General features: G+C 68.1%; 13 protein-coding genes. 4 read left to right on the plus strand and 9 right to left on the minus strand.

Going from position 1 to position 15,007, the window contains the following annotated elements:
* The first annotated feature begins 94 nt into the window (after positions 1 to 94).
* From AC3A6B_RS04540 to gshB, 3 genes are read left to right on the plus strand one after another with little or no spacing between them, the layout of a single operon-like run.
* A complete protein-coding gene (locus tag AC3A6B_RS04540; RefSeq protein WP_487835564.1) occupies positions 95 to 1,963 on the plus strand; it encodes a potassium transporter Kup in 1,869 nt (622 codons plus the stop codon).
* A 16-nt stretch (positions 1,964 to 1,979) separates the two neighbouring features.
* Positions 1,980 to 2,144: a hypothetical protein gene (locus AC3A6B_RS04545; RefSeq protein ID WP_487835565.1), complete on the plus strand. Its 165-nt coding sequence runs from the start codon at positions 1,980 to 1,982 to the stop codon at positions 2,142 to 2,144.
* Positions 2,144 to 3,085 carry a glutathione synthase gene (gene gshB / locus AC3A6B_RS04550; RefSeq protein ID WP_487835566.1) on the plus strand — a complete coding sequence of 314 codons (942 nt, stop codon included), beginning with the start codon at positions 2,144 to 2,146 and terminating at the stop codon, positions 3,083 to 3,085. Before AC3A6B_RS04545 ends, gshB begins: the two co-directional genes overlap by 1 nt.
* Positions 3,086 to 3,093: 8 nt before the next feature.
* On the opposite strand, the gene AC3A6B_RS04555 is transcribed toward gshB, so the two are convergent.
* The 4 genes from AC3A6B_RS04555 to AC3A6B_RS04570 all read right to left on the minus strand — a co-directional run bounded on the left by AC3A6B_RS04555 (position 3,094) and on the right by AC3A6B_RS04570 (position 8,872).
* On the minus strand, positions 3,094 to 4,350 hold the full coding sequence (locus tag AC3A6B_RS04555; protein ID WP_487835567.1) for a PepSY-associated TM helix domain-containing protein: 1,257 nt from the start codon (positions 4,348 to 4,350) through the stop codon (positions 3,094 to 3,096).
* A 13-nt stretch (positions 4,351 to 4,363) separates the two neighbouring features.
* Positions 4,364 to 6,562 carry a TonB-dependent receptor gene (locus AC3A6B_RS04560; protein ID WP_487835568.1) on the minus strand — a complete coding sequence of 733 codons (2,199 nt, stop codon included), beginning with the start codon at positions 6,560 to 6,562 and terminating at the stop codon, positions 4,364 to 4,366.
* Between the two features lie 90 nt (positions 6,563 to 6,652).
* The gene (locus AC3A6B_RS04565; RefSeq protein WP_487835569.1) at positions 6,653 to 7,417 is read right to left on the minus strand and encodes a class II glutamine amidotransferase; all 765 of its coding nucleotides are present in this window, start codon (positions 7,415 to 7,417) and stop codon (positions 6,653 to 6,655) included.
* Between the two features lie 3 nt (positions 7,418 to 7,420).
* On the minus strand, positions 7,421 to 8,872 hold the full coding sequence (locus tag AC3A6B_RS04570; protein ID WP_487835570.1) for an MFS transporter: 1,452 nt from the start codon (positions 8,870 to 8,872) through the stop codon (positions 7,421 to 7,423).
* Between the two features lie 124 nt (positions 8,873 to 8,996).
* Between AC3A6B_RS04570 and AC3A6B_RS04575 the strand changes: the two genes are divergently transcribed.
* Complete coding sequence (locus tag AC3A6B_RS04575; RefSeq protein ID WP_487835571.1) at positions 8,997 to 10,265, plus strand: zinc-binding metallopeptidase family protein; 1,269 nt, start codon at positions 8,997 to 8,999, stop codon at positions 10,263 to 10,265.
* Here the strand turns inward: AC3A6B_RS04575 and AC3A6B_RS04580 are convergent.
* The 5 genes from AC3A6B_RS04580 to AC3A6B_RS04600 are packed head-to-tail and all read right to left on the minus strand — an operon-like array spanning position 10,222 to position 14,889.
* Positions 10,222 to 10,464 (minus strand): cysteine-rich CWC family protein, encoded by a 243-nt coding sequence (locus AC3A6B_RS04580; RefSeq protein WP_487835572.1) that lies wholly within the window; start codon positions 10,462 to 10,464, stop codon positions 10,222 to 10,224. The two genes, AC3A6B_RS04575 and AC3A6B_RS04580, sit on opposite strands and share 44 nt — an antisense overlap.
* On the minus strand, positions 10,461 to 11,720 hold the full coding sequence (locus AC3A6B_RS04585; protein WP_487835573.1) for a 6-phosphofructokinase: 1,260 nt from the start codon (positions 11,718 to 11,720) through the stop codon (positions 10,461 to 10,463). The genes AC3A6B_RS04580 and AC3A6B_RS04585 overlap by 4 nt, the downstream gene beginning before the upstream one ends.
* 39 nt (positions 11,721 to 11,759) lie before the next feature.
* Positions 11,760 to 12,914, minus strand: coding sequence for an acyl-CoA dehydrogenase family protein (locus tag AC3A6B_RS04590; protein ID WP_487835574.1), 1,155 nt, complete (start codon positions 12,912 to 12,914; stop codon positions 11,760 to 11,762).
* On the minus strand, positions 12,911 to 13,711 hold the full coding sequence (locus AC3A6B_RS04595; protein WP_487835575.1) for an enoyl-CoA hydratase-related protein: 801 nt from the start codon (positions 13,709 to 13,711) through the stop codon (positions 12,911 to 12,913). Before AC3A6B_RS04595 ends, AC3A6B_RS04590 begins: the two co-directional genes overlap by 4 nt.
* Positions 13,711 to 14,889 (minus strand): acetyl-CoA C-acetyltransferase, encoded by a 1,179-nt coding sequence (locus tag AC3A6B_RS04600; RefSeq protein ID WP_487835576.1) that lies wholly within the window; start codon positions 14,887 to 14,889, stop codon positions 13,711 to 13,713. The genes AC3A6B_RS04595 and AC3A6B_RS04600 overlap by 1 nt, the downstream gene beginning before the upstream one ends.
* Positions 14,890 to 15,007: the final 118 nt, after the last annotated feature.

A 15,007-nucleotide genomic window follows, 5' to 3' on the forward strand; every position in this document is an offset into this window, starting at 1 on the left:
AAACAAGAGGGCGGAAAGCGACGCGGCGGCTGCACCCAGCTGCCCAGGCGCCCGGGCGTGCAGCGTCACGCCGGACACCCTTTTCATCGACTCCGTGTCCCCCACCAAATCTTCCTCTGCCGCGCTGATCCTTGCGGCCATCGGTGTCGTCTATGGCGACATCGGCACCAGCGTTCTGTATGCGGTCAAGGAGGTGTTCGGCCACGGCCACGTTCCCTTCACGATCGAGAACGTCTACGGCATCCTGTCGATGTTCTTCTGGACGCTGACGGTGATCGTCTCGCTCAAGTACGTGGTGCTGGTCCTGCGGGCCGACAACGAGGGCGAGGGCGGACTGGTCGCGATGCTGGCGCTGGCCTCGCAGGCGGTGGTCGACAAGCCCCGTTTGCGCCAGGTGCTGCTGGTCGTCGGCATCTTCGGCACCTCGCTCTTCTACGGCGACGGCGTCATCACGCCGGCCATCTCGGTGCTGTCGGCGGTCGAGGGCCTGGAAGTGGTGTCGCCGCACTTCAAGCACTACGTGATCCCGATCACGCTGGTCGTGCTGTTCTGCCTGTTCGCGCTCCAGAAGCACGGCACCACGGGCATCGGCCGCTTCTTCGGCCCGATCACGCTGGTCTGGTTCTTCGTGATCGCGCTGCTGGGCGTGTGGCAGATCCTCTCGCATCCCGAGATCCTCAAGGCCATGAGCCCGCACTACGCGCTGCGCTTCATGTGGGACAACCCGGGCACCAGCTTCATCATCCTCGGCGCGACCGTGCTGTGCGTGACCGGTGCCGAGGCGCTCTACGCCGACCTCGGCCACTTCGGCAAGCGGCCGATCCGCATCGCCTGGTTCTCGGTCGTGATGCCGGCGCTGACGCTCAACTACTTCGGCCAGGGCGCGCTGCTGCTGGAGAACCCGTCGGCGGTGAAGAACCCCTTCTACATGATGGCGCCCGAATGGGCCCTGATCCCGCTGGTGCTGCTCGCCACCGCCGCCACGGTGATCGCGTCGCAGGCGCTCATCACCGGCGCCTTCAGCGTCACGCGGCAGGTGATCCAGCTCGGCTACCTGCCGCGCCTGAACATCGAGCACACCAGCGTTCGCACCGCCGGCCAGATCTACATCCCCTTCGTCAATTGGGGGCTGTTCGTCGCGATCGTGCTGGCGGTGGTCATGTTCCGCTCGTCGAGCAACCTGGCCGCGGCCTACGGCATCGCCGTGACCACCGACATGCTGATCACCACGGTGCTGACCTTCTTCGTGATCCGCTATGCATGGAAGTACCCGCTGGCGCTATGCATTGCCGCGACCGGCGCCTTCTTCGTGGTGGACTTCCTGTTCTTCGCCTCCAACCTGTTGAAGCTGTTCGAGGGCGGCTGGTTCCCGCTCGTGATCGGCGGCTCCATCTTCATGCTGATGCTGACCTGGAAGGAAGGCCGGCGCCTCATGGGCCAGATGCAGCTGGCCGAGGCCATCGACCTGCGCGGTTTCCTGGATTCCGTGTTCGTCAACCCGCCGGCGCGCGTCGACGGCACGGCGGTGTTCATGACGGCGGAGCCGGGCGTGGTGCCCAATGCGCTGCTGCACAACCTCAAGCACAACAAGGTGATGCACGAGCAGAACCTGTTCGTCACCGTGCGCAGCCACGAAGTGCCCTGGATCTCGATGGACAAGCGCATCGAGATGGAGCCGCTCGGCCATCACTGCTGGCAGGTGGTCGTGCACTACGGCTTCAAGAACGACGTCGACCTGCCGCGCGCTCTGGAGCACGCCCGCCTGCGCGGCTGCCAGCTCGAGCCGATGACGACCAGCTACTTCCTCTCGCGCGACGTGGTGATCCCCACGCTCGGCAGCGGCATGGCGCCGTGGCGCGAAAAGCTCTTCGCGCAGATGCACCACAGCGCAAGCGGAGCGGCGGGCTTCCTCGGGCTGCCGAACAATGCCGTGGTCGAGTTGGGTTCGAAGATCGAGATCTAGGGCATCGAGGCCGTCCATGCGATTCTTCAAGGACCTGAGCCTCTCGGCCATCCAGCAGCTCGGCCGCGGCAAACCCTTCGCCGGCAAGGACATCGCACCTGCCTGCAAGATCAAGCAAGACGCTCGGCCCGCTTCTGCCGAAGCAGCCCCTTCCTCATCGATCGCCGGAAAGACATCCTGATGCACATCCTTTTCATCGCTGACCCGCTCGAGCAGTTCAAGATCTACAAGGACACCACCTTCTCGATGATGCGCGAGGCGCAGCGCCGCGGCTACACGCTCTCGGCCTGCGAGCCGCGACACCTGAACTGGCAACGCGGCAGGCCGGTCACCGCCAGGGTGCGCGAGATCGTGCTGACCGGCGACGAGGCATGGTTCCGCGAAGAGGCCGTGATCGAGCGCCCGCTGCATGTTTTCGACGTCGTGCTGATGCGCAAGGATCCGCCCTTCGATGCCGAGTACATCTACGCCACCCACCTGCTCGAGCAGGCCGAGCGCGAAGGCGCGCGCGTCGTCAACCGGCCGCGCGCGCTGCGCGACCATCCCGAGAAGCTCGCGATCATGGAGTTCGCCGAGTACACGACGCCCACGCTGGTCACGCGCGACGCGGCCGCGGTGCGCGCCTTCCATGCCGAGCACCAGGACATCATTCTGAAGCCTCTCGACGGCATGGGCGGCATGGGCATCTTCCGCGTCAAGGCCGACGGGCTGAACCTCGGCTCGATCGTCGAGACGCTCAACAAGAACGGCTCCGAAACCATCATGGTCCAGCGCTTCGTGCCCGAGATCACGCAGGGCGACAAGCGCATCCTCGTGATCGGCGGCCAGGCCGTACCGCACAGCCTGGCGCGCATTCCGCAGGGCAGCGAGGTGCGCGGCAACCTCGCTGCCGGTGGCAAGGGCGTGGCGCAGCCGCTGACCGACCAGGACCGGCGCATCGCCGAAGCCATCGGCCCGGTGCTGAACGAACGCGGCCTGCTCCTGATCGGCCTCGACGTGATCGGCGGCTCGCTGACCGAGATCAACGTGACCAGCCCGACCTGCTTCCAGGAGATCACCGAACAGACCGGCTTCGACGTGCCGGCGATGTTCATCGATGCGCTGGAGGCGTACCTCCGCTAGCGCTCGGTCTAGCCCGGCGCCAGCATCGCCTCGCGCTGGCGCCGCACCTGCATGAGCCGCGCGCGGCGCTTGCGGGCCCAGATGACGATGCCAGTCACCGACAGCATCGCGACCGCGAGCCCCATGAAGGACATGAGGATGCGCCCGGGCAGCCCCAGGATGCGGCCCGAGTGCAGCGGCAGCTGCAGCTGTGCGAACACGTCGGCCGCGGTGCCGTGCCAGGGCTGGTTCGACGAGATGATGCGGCCGTCCTGGCCGTCGATGTAGAGGTTCGACAAATCCATCCCGTCGGCCGTGTCGTGCGTCTCCCGGTCCCAGAAGGAGATGTTGTAGAAGCCCGCGCGCCCGTTGTAGAAGGCTCCGGCGGCCGGCGTGGTCCAGCCGCGGCGCGCCGCCTCGTCGCGCGCGATCCGCACCGCCTCTTCGAAGTCCACGCGCGGCGTGACCACCGTGCCCAGCGGCGCGAGCGCGCGTCCGGCGGCGGGGCCGGGCGTTGTCTGCGAGACCAGCGACAGCAGCGGGTGGAAGATCTCGCGGTAGAGATTGAGCGAGAACGAGGTGAAGGCGATGACGATCACCAGCGCCCAGGTCCACAGGCCTCCCGCGCGGTGCAGGTCGAAATTGAGCTTGTAGCCGCCGACACCCCGCCGCACCGCCCAGGCCGGCTTCCAGCGCTGCCACCAGCCCGATGCGCTGCGATGCGGCAGCGGTTCGCGCTGGCGCCGCGGCGTCGTGAGGTACATCGCCACGAAGCTGTCGACGAGCCACACCAGCGCGACCGTACCCATGATCCAGTAGCCGATGCGGTCCGTCCCCCACATGGCGGGCACATGCAGCGTGTAGTGCAGCTTGCGCAGAAAGGGCATCAGGTTCTCGCGCGACAGGGACACGCTGGCCGAGTCGCGCCGGCCGCGAACCTTGGTCGTGACGGGGTCGATGAAGACCTGGTTGAAGCCGAGGCGGTAGGGCCTGCCGGTGGCCGGATCGTTGCGAGGCCGCACGAAGAAAGCCGCGCTGTGGCCTTCCTCGAAGCTGAGCGACAGGTAGCTGACCTGCACGCGCGGGTCCTGCGCCTCGATGGTCGCCGCGAGTTCGAAGGGAGTGCGGAAAGGGCCGCGGCTTTCGACCTCGTAGAGCTCGGCGTTGAGCCAGTCGTCGATCTGGTGATCCCAGGAGATCACCGCGCCGGTCAGGCCGGAGACGATCAGGAACAGCGCGGTTGCGAGCCCGAGCCAGCGATGGACCAGGGTCCAGAAGCTGCGCATGGACCGCGCCCTCTCAGAAGTCGATGGTGCCGCTCACCACCAGCGTGCGCGGTGCGCCCTGCACGAGGTAGTTGGAGCCCGGGTAGCCGCCCGCCGACGCCCAGTAGGACTTGTTGAGCAGGTTGTCGATGCGCGCGCGCAGGGTCAGGAGCCGGCCGTTGCCGACGTCCATCAGGTAGCGCGCGCCGATGTCGACGCGGGTCCAGTCCGGCACCACGAGCCGATTGGCCGCGTCGGCGTACTGCTTCGACGTGTTCACCACGCGGGCGTTGAGCGCTAGGCCCCGCACGCCCGGCACGTCGTAGTCGACGCCGATGTTGAGCGCGCGGCGCGGTACGCCGATGGCGTCATTGCCTTCGTTGAGGCCGCCTGCCGTCTGCCGCAGCTCGGCGTCGAGCAGCGTCAGGCCGCCCAGCACCCGAAGCCCCCGGACAGGCTCTCCGAACACGGTGAGCTCGATGCCCCGGTTGCGTTGCTTGCCGTTGGGTCCGAAGGTCTGGTTCTGGACGAAGTACGAAGGCTGGTCGGTCGTGAAGAATGCGACGCTGCCGCCGATGTTGCCGCCGTCGTACTTGGCGCCGATCTCCTTCTGCTTCGCGGCGAAGGGCGCGAAGACCTGGCCGCCGTTGGTGACCGGGAGGTTGTTGGCGGACAGAGGCGCCGTCTCGCCCTTGATCAGGCCCTCGATGTAGTTGGCGTAGAGTGAGAGGTTCTGTGTCGCCTTGACGGTGAGGCCCGCGACCGGCGTGGTCTTGGCCTTGTCGTAGCCGCCCGTGAAGAGGCCGGAGTTGTAGTTGAAGGTGTTCTGCTCGATCGACTGCCGGCGTGCGCCGACGGTCAACTGGACACGGTCCTCCGCGAAGGACATCGTGTCGGCCACCGCCACGCTCTGGGTCTTGATCTCGTCGGTGACCAGCGGGTTGGACGGCACGCCGCCCGTGATCGCCCTCGGAACCGGCGGCAAGCGGTCGATCGGCGCGTAGAGGTTGCTCGCGATCGTCACGCCCGACCACGCGTAGGCATTGCGACGCGAATTGCTCAGCGTCACCGCCGAGGCCGTCAACGCATGCCTGACGGGCCCGGTTTCGAACCTCGCGCGGACGCCGAGCTCGCCGGTGCCCACGCGGTCCTCGCGCTCGTTGTCCGCGCGCCGCGCGATGGTATCGCCCAGCAGGTTGGTGATAGTCGGGTTCGACAGTGAGTTCGATTCCGTGCTGCGGCGCACGCCGGCCGCGGCCCAGGCGGTGATGTTGTCGGAGAGATCGAATTCGCTGCGCACCGTGCCGAAGGTGTCGCGTTCACGCGAGTAGGTCCAGGATTGCGCGAAGTTGGCATCGGCCGCCGGCGGTCGCAGGATGGGCAGCGTGGCCGAAGGCGTCACGCTCGGGCGGCCCTCGCGCAGGTCGTGGTCCTGGTAGCCGACGTCGGCCGAGAAGCGGACGCGGCTGCTGCGCCAGTCGAGTCCCACGCCCAGGGCGCTGAGCTCGCGCTTCTCGTTGTCCACGCCGGTGCCGCCGTCGCGGCGCGCCGCGATCACGCGGATGCCGGTGCTCTGGTCCGGCCCGAAGCGCCGCGCGATGTCCGCGGTGAGGGCGGCCTGGCCACCAGTCTGCAGGCCGAACCCCAGGCGCGTCAGGGGCTCGTTGGGCGCGCGCTTGGGCAGCAGGTTGATGGAGCCGCCGAGGTTGCTGCCGCCCGGGCCGGAGCCGTTGAGGAAGGTGTTGGCGCCGTGGAACACCTCCACGCGCTCGAAGAACTCAGACGCGATGTACTGGCGCGGGAGCATCCCGTACAAGCCGTTGTAGGCCACGTCGTCCGAGAAGACCGGGAAGCCGCGGATGACGTAGAGCTCTTGGAAGTTGCCGAAGCTGCGCGCCACCCGCACCGACGGGTCGTTGAGCAGCACGTCGGCCACGCTCTGTGCCTGCTGATCCTGGATGAGCTCGGTCGTATAGCTATTGATGGAGAAGGGCGTCTGCATGTAGTCCTGGTTCCCCAGGATGCCCACGCGCCCGCCGCGCGCCACCTGGCCGCCGGCATACGGCGTGGTCAGACCCTCGGCGGAGGCATCGGCGCTGGCTTCGACCTTCACCGCGGGCAATGTGCCGGCGGACTCGACCGGGGCCGGGGCTTGCGCCGATGCACCCAGCGCCTGCAGCGCGAGCGTGGTGGCCAGGACGACGGGGCGCAGGGGAAAACGGGCGGAAGACATGGGCGTGTTGAGAATAAAGGTGCAAATGAGAACCGTTATTATCTATCCGCACACAGGCCTGGGGCCGCTTTTCGCGCGGCGTCGGCGATTTCAGCCGGCGCGCCGGCCGTCGACGAATACCGCGAGTTCGTTGGGGACGAAGGCGGTCCAGGTCTCGTTGGTGGTGAGCGGTGACGTCACCACCACCGCCACGCGGTCGTTCGGCGTGGTGTGCTGCGCGAAGTCGATGCTCAGGTCTTCGTCCGAGAGCTCGGCCGTCACGAACGGGTGGCGCCGCTCGATGTACCAGAGGTGGGTCGAGGCGTGCGACCAGAGCGCCTGCCCGTTCGAGAGCATGAAGTTGAAGGTGCCGTGGCACGCGAAGCGCGGCGCCAGCTCGCGCAGCGTGAGCGTCAGCTCCTCGACGCTCGGCACGCCAGCATGCGACTTTGCCATCTCCTGCATGATCCAGCAGAAGGCGTGCTCGCTGTCGGTATTGCCGACGGGATGAAAGTTGCCGTGCAGTCGCGGCCTGAAGTCCTTCAGGTCGCCGTTGTGCGCGAACACCCAGTAGCGGCCCCACAGCTCGCGCACGAAGGGGTGGCAGTTCTGCAGGTTCACCGCGCCCTGCGTGGCCTTGCGGATGTGCGCGATGACATTGCGGCTCTGGATCGGGTAGCGCCGGATCAGCTCGGCCACCGGTGACTCGCAGGCCGGCTGGTGGTCGACGAAATGCCTGAGGCCCCGGTCCTCGAAGAAGGCGATGCCCCAGCCATCGGCATGGTGGTCGGTGCGCCCGCCGCGCTGCGCGAAGCCCGTGAAGCTGAATGTCACGTCGGTCGGCGTGTTGCAGTTCATTCCGAGCAGTTGGCACATGGGTCAATTAGAGCGCTTTTCGCGCAATTGCCAGGCCGCGCACATGGCGAGCGCGCACAAGGCCGCCAGCATTGCGAACACCTCGTCGAAGGCCGCCAGCCGCGCCGGGCTGGTGGCCGGGTTGACCAGCGAATCGCCATGCGCGGCCAGCCGCCACTCGAGCACGATCGCGCACAGGCTGACGCCGGCGGCGCCGCCCAGCATGCGCAGGAAGTTGATTGCGCTCGCGCCCTGCGGAATCAGCGGCTTGGCTAGCGGGCGCATCGAGCCCAGGTTGAGCGAGGGCAGGATGAAGCCCAGGCCGATGCGGCCGATGATCGCGAAGGCCACCAGCAGCCAGAGCGCGCTGTCGAGCCGCAGCAGCAGCATCAGCGCGAATGAGGCGGCCAGCAGGGCGAGGCCGGTGCACACCAGGAGCCAGGTCGGCTGCCGGTCCGCGAGCCGGCCGACACCGGCGATGGTGAAGGCGAGCACGATGCCGGCCGGCAGCAGGATGGTGCCGACATGCGATGCCGAGAGCTGCAGCCCGACCTGCATGTAGACCGGCAGAAGGTAGGTCGAGCCGAACAGCGCCGTGCCGTAGATGAAGGCGACCACGCTGCCCATCGCGAACTGCCGGTACTGGAACAGCGCCAGGTTCATCAGCGGCGTGCCGCCCGCGGCCGCGAGCCGCTTCTGCCAGCCGATGAAGGCGCCGAAGGCCACGAACGCGCCGACGAGCAGCGCCGCGGCCTGCAGCGGCGCATCGCCGCGCAGCTCGACCAGGCCGTTCAACAGGCACAAGGTGCCGGCGGTACCCAATGCGAGTCCGCCCCAGTCGAGCCCACCGCTGCGCGCCGCCGCCACGCCGCCGGGCGCCGTGGTCGGCACGAACTTGTAGGCCAGCCAGATCGAGGCGATGCAGAAAGGCACCACCATGAAGAAGATCGAGCGCCAGCCGAACAGGTCGACCAGCACGCCGCCGATGCTGGGGCCGATGGCCGGCGCCAGCACCACGCCCATGCCGAAGATGCCGGTTGCGCGGCCCTGCTCGTGGGGCTCGAAGGCGCGCAGGATGATGATGGCCGGGATCGGCTGCACCACGCCGGCCGCCAGGCCTTCGGCCACGCGCGCGGCCAGCACAAGCGGAAAGTGATTGGCCAGTCCGCCCGCGACGCCGCCGGCAAGCAGCAGCAGCATGGTGCCGACATAGGTGCGGCGATAGCCGTAGCGCGCGAGCAGCCAGGGGGTGGTCAGCATCGACACCGTCATCGCGACCATGAAGCCCGAGCTGACCCACTGCGCGCGTTCCTGCCCCAGCGCGAAGTGATGGCTCATGCCCGGGATCGCCACGTTGACGATGGTCGAGGACATGATCGAGGCCATGACGCCCACCATCACGGAAAAGAGCAGCAACCAGCGGTAGCGGGTGCCGTAACGGCTGCTGAGGGATTGCGGCGGGAGCGTCGAGGTCATCGGGGTCGGCGGTCTGTTCGGGCCGTCCTACAAGGATATCGGTGTTTGCGCGCCCGTCCCGCACGTGGGCGTGCCTTCACAATGGCCCGGCTGTCCCGCCCGAAGTCCAAAAGAACAGAGAGCCATGGAACCCACCACACCCGACGGCAGCGACCCCGCCGTCGAGGCCGCGCCTTCGCTCGCGGCCGAGCTCCAGGCGCCGACCGTCACCCGTGCCTACCAGTGCCAGTGCGGCCGCCCGGTGTTCCTGCGCAACAGTCAGTGCCTGGCCTGTCGTACGCCGCTCGGCTACGTGATCGAAAGCCTCGGCGTGGTGCCGCTCGCGCCCGCCGCCTTCGACGGCGCCGAGCCCGACACCTTCACTGTCTTCGGCGACGCGCAAGGCAAGGCCTACCGCCGCTGCGACAATCTGATGACCCCCGCCGCCTGCAACTGGATGGTGCCCGCGCCGCGCGAAGGCGACGACCCGTCCTTCAACACCGACGGCCTGGTGCCGGGGCTCTGCCTCTCATGCAGCGTCACGCGCACCATCCCCGACCTGTCGATCGAGAGCAACGGCGAGCTGTGGCGCAAGCTCGAACTGTCCAAGCGCCGGCTGATCTCGCAACTGCTGGCGCTGGGCCTGCCGGTCGTCACGCGCCTGAGCGATCCGGCCCACGGCCTGGCTTTCGATTTCCTAGGCAACATCCCGGGCGGCCCGCACGTGATGACCGGCCACGAATTGGGCGTGATCACGCTCAACGCCGAGGAGGCCGAGGACGCGGTGCGCGAGCGCATCCGCGCCGAGATGCGCGAGCCCTACCGCACGCTGGTCGGCCATTTCCGCCACGAGATCGGCCACTACTACTGGGACCTGCTGGTCTTCCCGACGCCGTGGCTCGACAGTTTTCGCGAGCTCTTCGGCGACGAGCGCGCCGACTACGCGACGGCACTGCGCAAGCACTACGACAACGGCCCGCCGCCCGACTGGGCGAATCGCTACGTCACGAGCTACGCGAGCGCGCATCCGTGGGAGGACTGGGCCGAAACCTGGGCCCACTATCTGCACATGGCCGACACCGCGGATACGGCGAAGAGCTTCGGCGTCGACGCGCAGAATGTCGAGCTCACGAGCGACCTGTTCGAGCTCTCGGACCTCTGGCAGCCCGAACATCCCGGGGCGGCGAATTTCCTCGACTTCCTCAACGGCTGGGTGCGCCTCACCAATGTGCTCAACGAGCTGTCGCGCAGCATGGGCCAGCCCGACTACTACCCCTTCGTGCTGCCGCACGCGGCCGTGGGCAAGCTGCAGTTCATCCACGAGCTGATCGCAGAAGAGCGGGAGCGCGGCCGGCAGCCGCCGGCGCCCCTCAGCCCTGAACCGCCGGCGCAGAAGCAGGATCGGCAGCAGTAGCGCAGCGCGCGCAGATGCAGGCCAGGCCGCGCAACTCTGCACGGACGCGCGCGAGCACGGCGCGGTCGAAGTCGGCCCGCATGCACCAGCAGGGCGGCTGCGTCTGGCCGGTCTCGCGCTCGATCTCCAACGCGCAGCGGTTCGCCTCGCCGCACAGCGGGCAGCGCGAGGGATCGGGCTGCGCGGCTGCGGCGTTCATTTGGCGATCTCGAAGGCCGGCAGCTTCTTCGCGACCACGTGGTTCTGCAGCGTCACGTAGACCGGCAGCCCGTCGCGGTAGGCCGGATAGTCCTCGCCCTGGATCAGCGGCAGCAGGTAGGCGCGGCACTTGTCGGTGATGCCGTAGCCGTCGGCCGAGATGAAGTCGCGCGGCATGAACTTCTCGGTGTTGGCCACCTGGTCGAGCGGCGCGCTTCCGATGCGGTAGGCATAGGGCGAGTCGGAGGTCCGGTCGATGGTCGGCATCACCGAGTTCTTGCCTTCGAGTGCGAGCTCGACCGCGCGCTGCCCGAGCTCGTAGGCCTGCCGCACATCGGTGGCCGAGGCGATATGGCGCGCCGAGCGCTGCAGGTAGTCGGCCACCGCCCAGTGGAACTTGTAATCCAGCGCCTCCTTGACCATCTGCGCCACCACCGGTGCGGCGCCGCCGAGCTGCGCATGGCCGAAGGCGTCCTTCGTGCCCTGCTCGGCGAGGAAAGTGCCGTCGGGGTGATGGCAGCCTTCCGACACCACCACCGTGCAATAGCCGTGGTGCTTGACCAGCGCATCGACGCGCGCCAGGAAGGCCGGCTGGTCGAAGGGAATCTCGGGGAACAGGATCACGACCGGAATGCCGTGGTCCGCCGCCAGGCCGCCGGCCGCCGCGATCCAGCCCGCGTGCCGCCCCATCACTTCGAGCACGAACACCTTGGTCGAGGTGGCGGCCATCGAGCGCACGTCCAGCGAGGCTTCGAGCGTGGACACCGCGACGTACTTGGCGACCGAGCCGAAGCCCGGGCAGCAATCGGTGAGCGGCAGATCGTTGTCGATGGTCTTCGGCACATGGATCGCCTGCAGCGGGTAGCCGAGCGACTGCGACAGCTGGCTCACCTTGAAGCAGGTATCGGCCGAGTCGCCGCCGCCGTTGTAGAAGAAGTAGCCGATGCCGTGCGCCTTGAAGACCTCGATCAGGCGCTCGTACTCGCGCCGGTTCTTCTCCAGCGACTTGAGCTTGTAGCGGCAGGAGCCGAAGGCGCCCGCTGGCGTGGAGCGCAGCGCTGCGATGGCCTCGGCCGATTCCAGGCTGGTGTCGATCAGCTCCTCGGCCAGCGCGCCGAGGATGCCGTTGCGGCCGGCGTAGACGGTGCCGATGCGATCGGCGTGGCGGCGCGCCGTTTCGATCACGCCGCAGGCCGAGGCGTTGATGACCGAGGTGACGCCGCCGGACTGCGCGTAGAAGGCATTGAGGATGGTCATGCGGCATTCTCCCGCAGCCCTCTCGCGGATGCCAGTGCTTCAGCGCCCCGGCAGCCCCATCGCCCGCGTGATCACCTCTTTCATGATCTCGTTGGTGCCGCCATAGATGCGCTGCACCCGCGCATCGGCGTAGGCGCGCGTCACCGGGTACTCCCACATGTAGCCGTAGCCGCCGTGCAGTTGCACGCACTCGTCCATCACCTTGCACTGCAGGTCGGTGGTCCAGTACTTGGCCATGCTCGCGGTCGCGGTGTCGAGTTTGTCCTGCATCAGGAGCTCGATGCACTTGTCGACGAAGACCTGCGCCACCTGCACCTCGGTCTGCAGCTCGGCCAGCGTGTAGCGCGTGTTCTGGTAGGCCGCCACGGGCTGGCCGAAGACCTTGCGCTCTTTCACGTAGGCCACGGTATGGTCGATCGCGGCCTGCGCGGCGGCCACCGCGCTGATCGCGATCTGCAGCCGCTCCCACGGCAGCTGCTCCATCAGGCAGGCGAAGCCGCGGTTCTCCTCGCCCAGCAGGGCCTCAGCCGGCAGGCGCACGTCGTTGAAGAAGAGCTCCGAGGTGTCCTGCGCCTTCAGGCCCAGCTTCTTGAGACGCTGGCCCTTCTCGAAGCCCGGCATGCCGCGCTCCACCAGGAACAGGCTGGTGCCCTTGGCGCCGCCCGCGGGGTCGGTCTTGGCGACCACGATCACGAGGTCGGCATGCCAGCCGTTGGTGATGAAAGTCTTGCTGCCGTTCATCAGGTAGCTGCCGTCGGGCTGCTTCAGCGCTGTGGTGCGCACGGCCTGCAGGTCGCTGCCCGCGGCCGGCTCGCTCATCGCGATGGCGCCGATCATCTCGCCGCTCGCGAGCTTCGGCAGGTAGTTCTTCTTCTGCGCCCCGGTGCCGTAGCGCAGGAGATAGGGCGCCACGATCTCGCTGTGCAGCCCGAAGCCGATGCCGGTGAAGCCGCGCGCCCAGAGCTCCTCGAACTGGATCACCGAATAAAGCAGGTCGGCGCCCGCGCCGCCGTATTCCTCGGGCAGCGCCATGCAGAGAAAGCCGTTCTCTCCGGCCTTGTTCCAGACCGCGCGCGCGACGTAGCCCTGCTCCTCCCAGGCCTCGTGGAAGGGCGCGATCTCCTTGTCCATGAAGCGGCGGAAGCTGTCGCGGAAGGCCTCGTGGTCGGGCGTGAAAAGGGTGCGTTCGATCATGACTCGCGACCCGGAAAAGTGGGGGTCCGCTTCTGCAGGAATGCGCTCACGCCTTCGCCGAATTCGGGCCGGTTCAGGAGCTCGCGCTGGCGTTCGCTCTCGTAGTGCAGCTGCTCCGGCAGCGTGTGCCGCGCCGAGGCCTCGAAGGCCTTGCGCGCCTCGAGCACGGCATGCGCGGGCAGGCGTGCCAGGCGCTCGGCGATCTGCTGCGCATCGAGCAGCAGCAGGTCGTCCTCGACGCAGGCCCAGATCAGGCCCCACTGCGCCGCGCGTTCCGCCGGCAGTCGCTCGTCGAGCAGGCTCATGCCCATCGCGCGCGCCGGGCCCACCAGGCGCGGGATGAACCAGGTGCAGCCCAGGTCCGGCACGATGCCCAGCTTGGGCAGAAAGGAGAGGTAGAAGTAGGCGCTCTTGCCCGCCAGGGTCACGTCGCCCGCGAGCGCGAGGCCGACGCCGGCACCCGCCGCGGCGCCGTTGACCGCGCACACCAGCGGCACCGGCAGCGCGCGCATCTCCTCGATCAGCGGGTTGCTGACCGATTGCATCCACTTCGCCGTCTGGTCGCCGAGCGTCTCGCCGGCGTCGGGCGGCCGCATCGCGCTCAGGTCCGCGCCCACGCAGAAGGCCGTGCCGGCGCCGGTGAGCACGACGGCGCGCACGCTGCGGTCCCCGCGCACGCGCGCGAAGGCTTCGCGCAGCTCGTGCTGAAGGTCGAGCGCGATCGGATTGAGCTTGTGCGGAAGGTTCAGCGTCAGTGTTGCAACGCTGTTTTCGAGATCCCAGAGGACGGCCGGCATCAGAGTCTTTCGATGATCGTCACGTTGGCCATCCCGCCGCCCTCGCACATGGTCTGCAGCCCGTAGCGCTTGCCGCGCTGCCCCAACGCATGGATCAGCGTCGTCATGAGCTTGGTGCCGGAGGCGCCCAGCGGGTGGCCGAGCGCGATCGCGCCGCCGTGGACGTTGAGCTTCGCCGGGTCCGCGCCCAGCGTCTGCAGCCAAGCCAGCGGCACCGGCGCGAAGGCCTCGTTGACTTCGTAGAGGTCGATGTCCTCGATCTTCATGCCCGCCTTCTCGAGGGCGCGCGCGGTCGCGGGGATCGGCGCCTCCAGCATGATCACCGGGTCGTGGCCCAGCACGCTCATGTGGTGGATGCGTGCCAGCGGCTTCACGCCCAGCGCTTTCAGGCCGCGTTCGTTGACCACCAGCACACCGCTCGCGCCGTCGCAGATCTGGCTCGCGGTAGCGGCGGTGCAGCGCCCGCCTTCGGCGATCAGCTTGACGCCCGCGATGCCTTCCAGCGTGGCATCGAAGCGGATGCCTTCGTCGATCGTGTGCATCTCGCCCGAGGCGGAGCCGTCGGCCGACCGGATCTCGACCGCCAAGACCTCGTCCTTGAACAGGCCTTCGCGCGTCGCGGCAATCGCGCGCCTGTGGCTCTCCAGTGCGTAGCGGTCGAGCGCTTCCTTCTCGATCCCGTGGTTCTTCGCGATCATCTCGGCGCCGACGAACTGGCTGAACTCCACGTCGGGATAGCGCCGCTGCATCCCGGGGCTCATGTAGGTGCCGAGCCCCGCCTTGGCCGGCAGCGCGATGGGCGTGAACATCGGCACGCGCGTCATGCTCTCGACGCCGGCCGCGATCACCGCGTCCATGCTGCCCGACATCACCGCCTGCGCCGCGAAGTGCAGCGCCTGCTGCGAGGAGCCGCATTGGCGGTCGAGCGAGGTGCCCGGCACCGATTCGGGCAGCGTCGAGGCCAGCACCGCATTGCGCGCGACGTTGCTCGCCTGCTCGCCGACCTGGCTCACGCAGCCGAGGATCACGTCCTCCACTGCGGCCGGGTCGATGCCGCTTTTCGCTACCAGCGCGTCGAGCACCTGCGCCGCCAGGTCCGCCGGATGCCAGCCCGCGAGCTTGCCGCCGCGGCGGCCGCCTGCGGTGCGTGCGGCGGCGACGATGTATGCCTCTGCCATGTGTGAATTCCTTGTCCGGAGAAGAAGAAAGTCGATGGCCGGCGCCTCCAAGCAAAACGCCGTCCCGAGGGACGGCGTGCATCGGTGCATCCAGGGCCACGAGCGTCGATGGTTCTAC

The sequence above is a fragment of the Variovorax sp. Soil_C_33 genome, from assembly GCF_057656935.1.

What these genes read in the sequence shown, in the direction of transcription:
- AC3A6B_RS04580 (WP_487835572.1), bottom strand. Translation starts at nt 10,464, where the DNA reads ATGAACGCCGCAGCCGCGCAGCCCGATCCCTCGCGCTGCCCGCTGTGC.
- AC3A6B_RS04555 (WP_487835567.1), bottom strand. Translation starts at nt 4,350, where the DNA reads ATGCGCAGCTTCTGGACCCTGGTCCATCGCTGGCTCGGGCTCGCAACC.
- AC3A6B_RS04590 (WP_487835574.1), bottom strand. Translation starts at nt 12,914, where the DNA reads ATGATCGAACGCACCCTTTTCACGCCCGACCACGAGGCCTTCCGCGAC.
- AC3A6B_RS04545 (WP_487835565.1), top strand. Translation starts at nt 1,980, where the DNA reads ATGCGATTCTTCAAGGACCTGAGCCTCTCGGCCATCCAGCAGCTCGGC.
- gshB (WP_487835566.1), top strand. Translation starts at nt 2,144, where the DNA reads ATGCACATCCTTTTCATCGCTGACCCGCTCGAGCAGTTCAAGATCTAC.
- AC3A6B_RS04575 (WP_487835571.1), top strand. Translation starts at nt 8,997, where the DNA reads ATGGAACCCACCACACCCGACGGCAGCGACCCCGCCGTCGAGGCCGCG.
- AC3A6B_RS04560 (WP_487835568.1), bottom strand. Translation starts at nt 6,562, where the DNA reads ATGTCTTCCGCCCGTTTTCCCCTGCGCCCCGTCGTCCTGGCCACCACG.
- AC3A6B_RS04570 (WP_487835570.1), bottom strand. Translation starts at nt 8,872, where the DNA reads ATGACCTCGACGCTCCCGCCGCAATCCCTCAGCAGCCGTTACGGCACC.
- AC3A6B_RS04565 (WP_487835569.1), bottom strand. Translation starts at nt 7,417, where the DNA reads ATGTGCCAACTGCTCGGAATGAACTGCAACACGCCGACCGACGTGACA.
- AC3A6B_RS04585 (WP_487835573.1), bottom strand. Translation starts at nt 11,720, where the DNA reads ATGACCATCCTCAATGCCTTCTACGCGCAGTCCGGCGGCGTCACCTCG.
- AC3A6B_RS04595 (WP_487835575.1), bottom strand. Translation starts at nt 13,711, where the DNA reads ATGCCGGCCGTCCTCTGGGATCTCGAAAACAGCGTTGCAACACTGACG.
- AC3A6B_RS04600 (WP_487835576.1), bottom strand. Translation starts at nt 14,889, where the DNA reads ATGGCAGAGGCATACATCGTCGCCGCCGCACGCACCGCAGGCGGCCGC.